At 69.8% G+C, this 11,353-nt stretch carries 12 protein-coding genes; 10 read left to right on the top strand and 2 right to left on the bottom strand.

The window, feature by feature from the left end:
- Positions 1-131 precede the first annotated feature (131 nt).
- From QQX04_RS03845 to QQX04_RS03855, 3 genes are all read left to right on the top strand, one after another.
- A complete protein-coding gene (locus tag QQX04_RS03845) occupies positions 132-2,375 on the top strand; it encodes an RNA degradosome polyphosphate kinase (RefSeq protein WP_436968458.1) in 2,244 nt (747 codons plus the stop codon).
- Positions 2,372-3,346, top strand: a complete 975-nt coding sequence (locus tag QQX04_RS03850; protein WP_301126440.1) for an NUDIX hydrolase — start codon at positions 2,372-2,374, stop codon at positions 3,344-3,346. Before QQX04_RS03845 ends, QQX04_RS03850 begins: the two co-directional genes overlap by 4 nt.
- 270 nt (positions 3,347-3,616) lie before the next feature.
- Entirely contained in the window at positions 3,617-4,273 is a 657-nt protein-coding gene (locus QQX04_RS03855) for a TetR/AcrR family transcriptional regulator (RefSeq protein ID WP_301126442.1), read from the top strand.
- Between the two features lie 117 nt (positions 4,274-4,390).
- Here QQX04_RS03855 and QQX04_RS03860 read toward each other — a convergent pair whose 3' ends face one another.
- Positions 4,391-5,020 carry a hypothetical protein gene (locus tag QQX04_RS03860; RefSeq protein WP_301126444.1) on the bottom strand — a complete coding sequence of 210 codons (630 nt, stop codon included), beginning with the start codon at positions 5,018-5,020 and terminating at the stop codon, positions 4,391-4,393.
- A complete protein-coding gene (gene msrB / locus QQX04_RS03865; protein ID WP_301126448.1) occupies positions 5,021-5,479 on the bottom strand; it encodes a peptide-methionine (R)-S-oxide reductase MsrB in 459 nt (152 codons plus the stop codon). It abuts the gene before it with no gap.
- A 459-nt stretch (positions 5,480-5,938) separates the two neighbouring features.
- Between msrB and QQX04_RS03870 the strand changes: the two genes are divergently transcribed.
- The 7 genes from QQX04_RS03870 (at position 5,939) to QQX04_RS03900 (ending at position 11,308) form a co-directional block, all read left to right on the top strand.
- Positions 5,939-6,913 (top strand): siderophore ABC transporter substrate-binding protein, encoded by a 975-nt coding sequence (locus tag QQX04_RS03870; RefSeq protein WP_301126450.1) that lies wholly within the window; start codon positions 5,939-5,941, stop codon positions 6,911-6,913.
- A gap of 48 nt (positions 6,914-6,961) precedes the next feature.
- Positions 6,962-7,906: an ABC transporter permease gene (locus QQX04_RS03875; protein ID WP_301126452.1), complete on the top strand. Its 945-nt coding sequence runs from the start codon at positions 6,962-6,964 to the stop codon at positions 7,904-7,906.
- On the top strand, positions 7,893-8,924 hold the full coding sequence (locus QQX04_RS03880) for an iron chelate uptake ABC transporter family permease subunit (protein ID WP_301126454.1): 1,032 nt from the start codon (positions 7,893-7,895) through the stop codon (positions 8,922-8,924). The genes QQX04_RS03875 and QQX04_RS03880 overlap by 14 nt, the downstream gene beginning before the upstream one ends.
- The gene (locus QQX04_RS03885; protein WP_301126456.1) at positions 8,921-9,679 is read left to right on the top strand and encodes an iron ABC transporter ATP-binding protein; all 759 of its coding nucleotides are present in this window, start codon (positions 8,921-8,923) and stop codon (positions 9,677-9,679) included. The genes QQX04_RS03880 and QQX04_RS03885 overlap by 4 nt, the downstream gene beginning before the upstream one ends.
- Positions 9,680-9,756: 77 nt before the next feature.
- Positions 9,757-10,155 carry a DUF2218 domain-containing protein gene (locus QQX04_RS03890; protein WP_301126457.1) on the top strand — a complete coding sequence of 133 codons (399 nt, stop codon included), beginning with the start codon at positions 9,757-9,759 and terminating at the stop codon, positions 10,153-10,155.
- A 59-nt stretch (positions 10,156-10,214) separates the two neighbouring features.
- Positions 10,215-10,997, top strand: a complete 783-nt coding sequence (locus tag QQX04_RS03895) for an AzlC family ABC transporter permease (protein WP_301126459.1) — start codon at positions 10,215-10,217, stop codon at positions 10,995-10,997.
- Entirely contained in the window at positions 10,994-11,308 is a 315-nt protein-coding gene (locus QQX04_RS03900) for an AzlD domain-containing protein (RefSeq protein WP_301126461.1), read from the top strand. Before QQX04_RS03895 ends, QQX04_RS03900 begins: the two co-directional genes overlap by 4 nt.
- Positions 11,309-11,353 lie beyond the last annotated feature (45 nt).

The following is an 11,353-nucleotide window of genomic DNA, read 5'->3' on the forward strand; positions in this document are numbered from 1 at the left end:
GCGTGCGGAGCATCATTCTCAGGGATGAATGCGTAGGTGCCCCGTCCCCAGTCCCGCAACCTGTGCCATTCAGGCCTCAGACCAGCACAAAGGGGTCGCCACCGAAGGGCCCGCGTGCAACGATAAGAACCATGTCGGACAGCATCGATCTCAGCGAGGCGGGGCCGCAGCCCGCACCGGACCCGAGCGCCCCCATCGACATCGTCTCCGACGAGACCATGGCGGTGCCCGTCTATGAGACCGAGGAGACGTCCGAGGACCTCCCCGAGGACCGCTTCCTGGACCGCGAGCTGTCCTGGCTCGCCTTCAACCAGCGCGTCCTCGAGCTCGCGAAGGACCCTGCCACCCCGCTGCTGGAGCGCGCACGGTTCCTCGCGATCTTCGCGTCCAACCTGGACGAGTTCTTCATGGTCCGCGTCGCGGGCCTCAAGCGACGCATCGCCGCGGGCTTCGCCGTCCCGTCCGCCACCGGCATGAGCCCCACCCGCCTGGTCGAGGCGCTCACCGACCGCGCCCACCAGCTCATGGACGAGCACGCCGCGGTCTTCGAGGACGTCGTGCTCCCGGAGCTGTCCCGCGAGGGCATCCACCTGGTCCGCTACGACGAGCTTGGCGACAGCGAGCAGAACCGCCTGCGCAAGCTCTTCCGCTCCGACATCTTCCCCGTGCTGACGCCGCTCGCCGTGGACCCCGCGCACCCGTTCCCCTACATCTCCGGCCTGTCCCTCAACCTCGCCGTCGAGATCCGTGACCCCGACTCCGAGAAGGAGTACTTCGCGCGAGTGAAGGTCCCCGAGACCCTCCCCCGCTTCCTCTCCGTGGACATGAAGGGCCGCCCCTCGCAGCTGGTCGACGCCTGGGCCCTGTCCGACGAGCCGCGCAGCTTCGTCACGCTCGAGGACGTCATCGGCGCCCACCTCGACTACCTGTTCCCCGGCATGGACGTGCTCAACCACTACACGTTCCGCGTCACCCGCAACGAGGACATGGAGGTCGAGGAGGACGACGCCGAGAACCTCCTCAAGGCCATGGAGCGCGAGCTGCTTCGCCGACGCTTCGGCCCCGCTGTGCGACTCGAGGTCGCCGAGAACCTTCCGCCCAAGATCCGCGAGCTGCTGGTCCGCGAGCTCGGCATCACCGAGATGGACGTGTTCCACCTCCCCGCCCCGCTCGACCTCACGGGCCTCAACGTGATCGCCGACCTGGACCGCCCCAAGCTGCAGTTCCCGGCGTTCCGACCCACGACGCACCACCGGCTCGCACCGGTCGAGACGGCGCAGCAGCAGAACATCTTCGCTGCGATCACGCGCGGAGACGTGCTCCTTCACCACCCGTACGACTCGTTCTCCACGTCAGTCCAGGCGTTCCTCGCCCAGGCGGCGAACGACCCCAAGGTCCTCGCGATCAAGCAGACGCTCTACCGGACCTCCGGAGACTCGCCGATCGTGGACGCACTGATCGAGGCCGCCCGCAACGGCAAGCAGGTCCTCGCGCTCGTCGAGATCAAGGCGCGCTTCGACGAGCAGCGCAACATCTCGTGGGCCCGCAAGCTCGAGCAGGCGGGCGTGCACGTCGTGTACGGACTCGTCGGCCTCAAGACGCACTGCAAGCTCTCGCTCGTGGTGCGTCAGGAGGAGGACGGCCTCCAGCGCTACAGCCACATCGGCACCGGCAACTACCACCCGCGCACCGCGCGGCTCTACGAGGACTACGGCCTCCTGACCAAGGACCCCGACGTCGGAGCCGACCTCACCAAGCTGTTCAACCAGCTCTCCGGCTACGCGCCCAAGGCGAAGTTCCGCCGCGTGATCGTCGCCCCGAACGGCATCCGCAAGGGGCTGATCGACCGCATCGAGGCCGAGGCGGCACGCGCCCGCGCGGGCGAGGACGCCTGGGTGAAGATCAAGGTCAACTCGCTCGTGGACGAGCGCACCATCGACGCCCTCTACCGCGCGTCGCAGGCGGGCGTGAAGATCGACCTGGTCATCCGAGGGATCTGCGCCATCCGCCCCGGCGTCCCTGGGCTCAGCGAAAACATCCGCGTGCGCTCCATCCTGGGCCGATTCCTCGAGCACTCCCGCATCTACGCCTTCGGAGGCGGCGGCGAGCCGGAGGTCTTCATCGGTTCCGCCGACCTCATGCACCGCAACCTCGACCGACGCATCGAAGCGCTCGTGACCATCGTCGACGAGGCGCAGGTCGCCAGCCTGCTCGAGAACGTCGACCTCGCCATGGCGGAGACCACCGGCGCATGGGAGCTCCAGCCCGACGGTGCTTGGAAGGCGATGAGGTCCGACGCGGAGGGCCAGCCCCTGCAGGATCTCCAGTCCCTGTACATCGAGCGTCAGCCCCAGCGGAGGAAGAGCGGGAAGTGAAGCGCTACCCTCCCGGCACTGTCGTGGCGGCGGGAGCACTGGTCTGGCGGGTCCGGAACGGTCAGCTGCAGGTGCTCGCCGTCCACAGGCCGCGCTACGACGACTGGTCCTGGCCGAAGGGCAAGCTCGACCCAGGCGAGACCCTCCCCGCCTGCGCGATCCGTGAGGTCGCCGAGGAGACCGGCAAGCAGATCGTGCTCGGGCAGCCTCTGCCGACCCTCCGCTACCCGATCGCCGGCGACAAGACGAAGGTCGTGAAGTACTGGGCCGCGAAGGTCGCGTCCAAGGAGACCGGCCCCATCCGCGCTCGCCCTCCGTACCCCAAGATCGACAAGTCCGAGATCGACAGGTCGGCCTGGCTGACGATCGACGAGGCCGCACGCCGCATCACGTTCAAGGACGACCTTCGCCCGCTTGAGGCGCTCGTCACCGCTTACGAGAACGAGCGCCTCGAGACGCACGCGTTCATCATCGCCAGGCATGCGCGCGCCAAGCGTCGCAAGGCGTGGCACCGCTCGGACATCACGCGCCCCATCACCAAGCGGGGACAGGAGCGCGCACGGCAGCTCGTGCCGCTCTTCGCCGCGTTCGGCGCCGCGCGCATCACGTCCTCGCCTGCCGAACGGACGATGGCGACCATCCGTCCGTATGCGGAAGCATCCGGCATCGAGGTGAAGACCTACGAACGGCTCACCGAGCCAGGACATGCCGAGAAGCCGCTCGCCACCGCGAAGCTGCTCCAGAAGATGCTGGACAAGGACGTCGCGCGCGTCATCTGCGTGCATCGCCCCACGTTGCCCACGATCATCGAGATGGTGCGCGCGGCTACCCGCTGGTACACCAGGGGTGCCCTGCCACGGTCAAACCCCTACCTGCCTGCGGGCGGGGTGCTCGTCGCGCACGTGCAGGCGACCGACAGCGGATCGCGCGTGGTCGCGGTGGAGTCTCACGGGCTTCAGGTGCCGCTCTAGGCGCCGAGCCTGGACATGAGACGACGTCGGACCGGGAGCGCCAGTCGGCGCAAAGGCCGCTCATGGCGGCTGGTGTTGGAGCCCGGGGCTACCGCGGTCCGACGTCACCACCACTGTAACCCCGAATCACCCCTGTGTCCGCCCCCTTCGGCGCTGCGCGAACACCCGCGATTCGGGTTGCGAAACACCGCTCATCCGCCTCCGCCTCGTAGGCGTGCGACGCCCGGCTCAGGTGACCGCCGACGCCCCGCATCTGCCTAGGATGGACGGATGACGAACGCACGCCGCCCACGCCGCGATGCGATCGCCAACCGTGAACGGCTCATCGATGCCGCCTTCGTGCTGCTGGGGTCACGCGACGCGGACATCTCGGTCAGCGAGCTCGCCGCCGCCTCCGGCGTCGGGGTCGGCACCGCATACCGCCACTTCCCCAACCACGAGGCGCTCGTGCGTGCGCTCTACGATCGCGCGGTCGACGAGTTCGCCAGCCGTATCGAGTCCGTGGCGGTGGCCGGGTCCGCATGGGACCAGCTCGCCAAGTTCGTCGAGGAGGGGACGCTGATCGTCGCGGACACCCCTGGCGTCAGGGCTGTCATGCGCCTCATGTACGACCTTGACCCCGACTACGCGCCGGCGCGCCGCGCCGTGGCCCCGTTCGACCAGCTGATCTCCGCTGCGAAGGCGGAGGGTGCGCTGCGGGACGACATCACCGCGGCCGATCTGACACTGACGGTGTTCTCGCTGGGCTCGTTCGTCGGCCGCCCGGTCGGACCGGAACGTGAGGCTCTCTCGCGGATCTCCCGCCTGGTCGTGGACGGGATGCGCGCGGACGGCGCCAAGAGCGACCTGCCTCCCGCGCAGATGGACCAGCCGGCGTTCCACGCGTTCATGCACCGCTCGAACGCGGCGCCGCCTCAGGTGGACTGACGCCCGTGGGCGCGGTGAGCCCACCTACTGAAGTAGCGAAGGGCGACGCGGCGGCGTGAACGCCGCGTCGAGCCGTGCGCCGCTGTTGACGCGCTCGCGCGTCAACAGCCAAACAACTCAGTCGAGCCGCTCCTCGCGCCACATGCGGGCGTTGGTCTCGAGGTCTTCTCCGGTGCGGAGGAGCTGGGCGGCTCGCATGGTGGTGCGGTGGGCACGGGCGTCGGAGTGACCTTCGTCGGTCTCGGCTTCGAAGGCGATGCCGGTGGCGACGACGCGGCAGAAGGCGCCTGCGCGTTCGAGCGCGGTGGCGAGGTCGCCGGAGTAGACGCCGGAGAGGATCTTGTCGGCGAGGCGCTGGACCTCTTCGGGTCCGGGCGGGTCCTCGACGCCGGCGATGGCGTGGCGGACGTGGGCGGCGTGGACGCCGTGGTGGTAGGACCGGGCGACGGCCTCACCGTCAGTCTTGACCCATTCGCGGATCATGTAGAGGCGCCAGAGCGAGCCGGGCAGGGTGTGCGCTTCAGCCTTGGACCAGAGCATGGCGACGGTGTCGATGCCTTCTTCGTCGACGAGCCGGATGAGGCGGTCGACGAGCTCGGGGTCCTGTGAGGCGCGTGCTTGGGAGACCATCGCGTGGGCGGTCTCGTGGGCGATGAGCGCGCGGTCGGCGGGGTCGATGTCCCCTTCGATCTGCTCGGCCTCCTCCATGTCGAGCATGGCGGGCCGGTGGAAGCGTCGTTCGGCCACTCAGAGGTCTCCGTCTGAGGCGCCGAAGTCGTCGCTGCGTCCGGGGGTGCCGGCTCCCTCGTCGGCCTGGAAGTCGAGGCTGACGGAGTTGATGCAGTAGCGGTCGCCGGTGGGCGTCTGGGGCGCGTCGGGGAAGACGTGTCCGAGGTGGGACTCGCAGGCGGCGCAGCGGACCTCGGTGCGGACCATGCCGTGGCTGAGGTCTTCGTGGAGGGTGACGGCGTCGGAGTCCTTGGGGTCGAAGAAGGACGGCCAGCCGCAGTGGGAGTCGAACTTGGTGTCGGACTTGAAGAGCGCGGCTCCGCAGGCGCGGCAGGTGAACGTGCCGCTGCGCTTCTCTTCGAGCAGCTCTCCGGTCCAGGGGCGTTCGGTGCCTGCCATGCGGAGCACCTGGAACTCGATGTCGCTGAGCTGGGCGCGCCATTCGGCGTCGGTCTTGACGATCTTGTGTGAGGTCACGGTGGGGGCTCCTTCCGGCAACCAGGGTACGCGTCACGGGGTGAACGTCGGACGGCGTCAGTGGCTTCCCGTCGTCCGGTCGGGGAAAGGGAGACCGCCCGGCCGAGCCCACCGAGGGGGGGTGGTGGTGCGCGTATGCGTCGCGGGACGGCCATCAGGTGGGAACCCGACCTCCCGAGGGGGGGGAGGGAGGCCGGTGTGGCCACGACAGTCAGCGTGTGTCCCGCGCGGCTCAGGCCGAGCGGTTCTACCTGTATCGACGCTTTCGTGGGGCGGTTTGTTCCCGGTGACGCGAAACCGTCTCGGGCGGGCTTCCACGCAGGGCGGGGGTGGCCTCGCATCTGGGAGTTTGCTTTTACGAAACTGTCGTGTAGCGTAATTCGCGGCCACCCGGTAAGGCCTGCCTTACCTCACTTTTCGTCGCGACTCCTGACCGTCCCTTCTCACCCAAGGAGAACCATGCACACGTCCCGACTCGCGCGCTCGGTCGCGCTCGTCGCGGTCGCCTCCGCCGCTCTCGCCGCATGCTCGAGCGCTGACGCCGACACCGCCGCCGACGCCACCTCCGCAGCCGCCGAGGCCGCTCAGGTCACCATCGCCACCGCGACCGGGGACGTCACCCTCGACGCCGACCCGCAGCGCGTCGTCGTGTTCGAGCACGGCATCCTCGACATCATCGACACCCTCGGCCACGGCGACTCCGTGGTCGCGATCCCGCACCACGCGCTTCCGTCGTACCTGAACGGCTACACCGAGAGCACCGCAAACGGCGGCACGCTCTTCGAGCCGGACTACGAGGCGATCAACGCCGCCGAGCCGGACCTCATCATCGTCGGTGGACGCTCGGCCTCCACCTTCGACCAGATGGAGGAGATCGCGCCGACGATCGACCTCAGCTACGACTGGGGCTCCGAGGGCTACTCGACCTCGCTCGAGCGCAACGCCCTCGCCATCGGCGCGCTGTTCGGCGAGGAGGACGCGGCACAGACCGCGGTCGACGAGCTCACGGCTCAGGGTGACGCGATCGCCGCCGACGCCGGCAACGCTGGCGCAGGCCTCGTCGTCCTCACGACCGGCGGCCAGGTCTCGGCCTTTGGCCCGAGCGACGAGGGCCGCTTCGACTTCGCCTACGGCGTGCTCGGCCTCGAGGCCGCGACCGACCAGGGCACGATCGACGAGCACGGCGACTCGATCTCCTACGAGTTCCTCGCCGACCTGGACCCCTCGTGGCTCATCGTGATCGACCGCGACGCGGCGATCGGCGAGGAGGGCGAGAGCGCCCAGCAGCTGCTGGACAACGACCTGGTCAACGGCACCACCGCCGCTCAGGAGGGACGCATCGTCTACGTCACCCCCGAGAACTGGTACCTGTCGATGGGCGGACTCACCGCGATGAGCACCGTCTACGACGAGGTCGCCACCCTGGTGGGCTGACCCCTGTCCGCACCTTCGCGCGCCACGGCCGCGACGCTCGCCCCCTGGGTGGCCGTCGCGGCCGTCGGCGTGCTCTCAGTGGTCTCGCTGGCGGTCGGCGCCGCGGGCGTCGGGCTCGGAGAGCTCGTCGGCTCCGACGAGGGCCGCTCGCTCCTCACGCTGTCCCGCTGGCCGCGCACCGCGGCGCTCATCCTGTCGGGTGCCGCGCTCGCCGTCGCCGGCCTCATCATGCAGCAGCTCACCCGCAACCGCTTCGTCGCACCGTCGACGGCGGGCACGGTCGACGCCGCCACGCTCGGCGTCCTCACGTCGCTGCTGTTCTTCGCGAGCGCGCCCGTCATGGGCAAGGTGCTCATCTCGACCGCGTTCGCGCTGGCCGGCACCGCGGTCTTCGTGGTGCTGATCCAGCGCGTCCAGTTCAAGGACGTCGTGTTCGTACCGCTGGTCGGCCTGCTGCTGGGCGGCGTCTACCGAGCGATCGCTGAGTTCGTCGCCTACCGCGAGGGCCTTACGCAGAGCCTGTCCGTCTGGACCAACGGCGACTTCTCCGGCATCATCCAGGGCCGCTACGAGACGCTGTGGCTCGCGGGCGCCGCGGCCGTGCTCGCGTACGCGTTCGCCCACCACTTCTCCGCCGCCGGCATGGGCCGCGACTTCGCGACCGGCATCGGCGTGGACGTGCGCAGGGTGACGGCGCTCGGCCTGTCGATCGCCGCGTTCACCACCGCCGTGGTGGTCGTGACGGCCGGCGCGATCCCGTTCCTCGGCCTGATCGTGCCGAACCTCGTCACCATGGCGATCGGCGACAACCTGCGCCGCACCCTGCCCGTCACGGCCATGGCCGGCGCCGCGCTCACCTTGGCGTGCGACATCCTCGGCCGCCTCCTGATCTTCCCGTACGAGATCCCCATCGGATCCATCGCGGGCGTCCTCGGCGCCGTCATCTTCGCGGCGCTCGTCCTGCGCAAGGGGAACCGCTATGCCCACGCCTGACCAGGCGACGCGCGTCGTCCAGGAGCCCCCCGCGTCGTCGCTTCCCCCGGCCGACGCGCCACGCCGCCTCTCCCGCACCGCCTGGGTCCTGCTGGGGCTGTCCGCGCTGGTGCTGGCCTCCGTCGCGCTGTTCCTCACCTGGGGGGTCGACGGGCACTGGGACTTCGCGCTTCCCCGCCGCCTCGAGCAGGTGGCCGCGCTGGCCGTCGTCGGCACGGCGATCGCCGTCTCCACCGTCGTCTTCCAGACCCTCACGCACAACCGGATCCTGACGCCGTCGATCATGGGTTTCGACGCGCTCTACGCGCTGTTCGCGACCGTGCTCGTGTTCGTGCTCGGATCCGCAGCGGTCGAGACCATGAACCCGTGGGTGATGTTCAGCTCCACCACGGTGCTGCTGCTGGTCGGCGCCACGGCGCTGTACCGATGGATGCTGGGCGACGGCTCGCGAGGCCTCTACACGCTCGTCCTCATGGGCGTGATCGCGGGCACGCTCTTCGGTTCGGTGCAGGGCTTCCTGGTGCGGATCATGGATCCCAACGAGTTCGACTCGCTTCTGGACCAGCTGCTGCCCAGCTTCGGCGACCTCGACACCTCGGTGCTGGCGCTCGCCGCCGCGCTGATGGTGACGGGCGTCGTGCTCGCCTTCCGCCTCGCCCCCACGCTCGACGTGCTCACGCTCGGTCGCGAGCGCGCCGTGACGCTCGGGGTCGACTACCGCCGCACCGTGACCCGGCTGCTCATGCTGGTCGCGCTGCTCGTCGCGGTGGCGACGGCCCTCGTCGGCCCAGTGACGTTCCTGGGCCTGCTCGTGGCGAACCTCGCCTACCAGGTGACCCGCACCCACCGGCATGTGGTGACGATGGTCGCCGCGTCGTTGATCGCGGTCGTCGCCCTGGTGCTGGGGCAGGCGCTGCTCCAGCACGTCCTGCACTTCAACGCGACGCTCGGCTCGATCATCAACCTGGTCGGCGGCGTCTACTTCATCCTGCTGATCCTCAGGGAGGCTCGCGCATGATCGCCGTCGACAACCTCACCAAGTCCTACGGTCCCGCGACCGTCGTCGACGGGGTCTCGCTCCAGCTTCCGCAGACGGGCATCACCTCGATCATCGGCCCCAACGGCGCGGGCAAGTCCACGCTGCTGTCCATGATCACGCGCATCCTCGGCGCCGATGCCGGCACGGTCACGGTGGACGGCGTCGACGTCTTCGCCTCGCCTGGCAAGAAGGTCGCGCGGCTCCTGTCGGTGCTGCGCCAGGACACCTCGATGACGGCGCGGATCACCGTGCGGGAGCTCGTCGAGTTCGGACGCTTCCCGCACTCCGGGGGACGCCTCACGCCCGAGTGCCGCGCCGCGGTGGACGAGGCGCTCGCCTACTGCGACCTCACCGAGCTCGAGTCGCGGCCCATCCACGAGCTCTCCGGCGGCCAGCGTCAGCGGGCGTTCGTCGCGATGGTGCTCGCGCAGGACACCCGCTACGTGCTGCTCGACGAGCCGCTCAACAACCTGGACATGGCGCACGCGACCGGCGTGATGCGGCTCCTGCGGCGCCTCGCGGAGGAGCGCGGCAAGTCGATCGTGCTCGTGCTCCACGACATCAACTACGCGTCCGCCCACTCGGACCGCATCATCGCGATGCGCGACGGCGCCGTCGTCCACGACGGGCCGCCGGAAAGCGTCATCACCCCTCATGCGTTGCACGAGGTGTACGGGATGGAGTTCACCGTCCACCGCATCGAGGGCGACTGGATCGCCGCCTACTACCGCTGACCTTCTGCGGGTACCTGGTTGTCGCCATCCGGGTACCTGAGAGTCGATCGGCCCGCACCACCCCGAAGGAGTCCCCCATGACCGTCACCCTCACCGGCCACGCCGCCACCGACCGCGCCGCGCGCTGGAACAAGCAGCTCGCGAGCCACCTGGGCCGCAAGATCGACGCGCAGTTCGACGCAGAGACCGGCACCGCCGTGATCCGCCGCGAGGACACCGCCCTCACCATGGGCGCCACCGACGCGGGGATCGCGTTCTCCGTGGTCGGACCCGACGAGCAGTCCGTCTTCACCCTCACCGCCATCATGCAGAGCCACCTGGAGCGCTTCGCGGAGAAGGAGGGGCTGCGTTGCGAGTGGGACGAGTCCGAGCTCGCGACCCGCTATGCCGAGGCGCTCGCCGAGTTCGAGGCGAAGCGCGCCGAGCGCAAGGCCGCGCAGGCGGCCGCGGACGCTGCCGAGGCTGCCGCCAATTAGCCGCCCGCGGTGCCGCATCGCCGCCCGGCGGCACCGACCCTGCGTGACACACTGGCGCGGTGACCGACGCCACCCCCGCCCGCCGCGCAGTGCTCGGCATCGCGCCGCTCCAATGGGCTGACGCGCGGGCAGGTTTGAAGGCGATCGGCCCACTCATGCCCGGCTCGGTGCTCTTCGGCCTGGCCTTCGGCGCGCTCGTCCGGGTGGCGGGCATCGACCCGTGGGTCGGGTCGTACGCGTCCGTCTCCGTCGTCGCAGGGGCGAGCCAGATCGCGATCGTCGAGGCGATCCGCGCGAACGCGCCCGCGATCATCGCGATCGTCACCGCGCTGGTCATCAACGCGCGCTTCGCGCTGTACTCGGCAGCGCTCGCGCCCGTCTTCTCGGCCTTCCCGCTCCGCTGGAAGCTGGGCCTCGCCCACCTCATGACGGACCAGGCGGCCGTCGTCTCCCTGCAGAACGCCGATCGCTACCCCGACCCTGTGCGCCGACGCTGGTTCATCGTCGGCGGTGCGCTGCCCTTCGTCGTCGTGTGGGCGGTCGGATCCATCGCAGGCATCGTCCTCGGGCCTGTGATCCCGGACGCGTGGCAGATCGGCTTCATCGTCCCGCTCATGTTCCTCGCGGTCCTCGTGCCTGGACTCCACGACGCCCCGGGCGTGGTCGCCGTCGCGGTCTCCACGCTCGTCGTCGTACTCGCCAAGGACCTCCCGTGGGGCCTCAACGTGCTGGCTGGCGCTCTGATCGGCATCGCCGTCGGCGCCTTCGTGCCCTTGCGCGCGAAGCCTGAGCCCGAGGTGCCAGACGACGGGCTCGCCCACGATGCAGGAGGTGGCGAATGACCACGTTCCTCATCTTCACCTTCGCCGCGATCGGCACCTACCTGATCCGCATCAGCGGCATCGTCATCTTCGGGCGCGAGCGCGACATCCCGCCGCGCATCGAGAGGGCGCTCCAACTCGTCGGCCCCGCCGCGATGGCCGCGATCGTCGCCAACACCCTGCTGCTCGACGAAGGCCAGTGGCGCGGCTTCGGTGCGTGGCACCTCGCCGCGATCGTCGCGGTGGGTGTGGCCCTGTGGCGGCGTTCGTCGGGCGTCACCATGGCCGCCGGCGCAGTGGCCTTCGCGGCGCTGCTGCTCGCGGGGCTGTAGGCGGCAGGCGGGCCTGACGCGCCTACAAGAGACGTTAGCTCCCGA

This window comes from Demequina zhanjiangensis, assembly GCF_030418315.1.
GTDB classification, from domain to species: domain Bacteria; phylum Actinomycetota; class Actinomycetes; order Actinomycetales; family Demequinaceae; genus Demequina; species Demequina zhanjiangensis.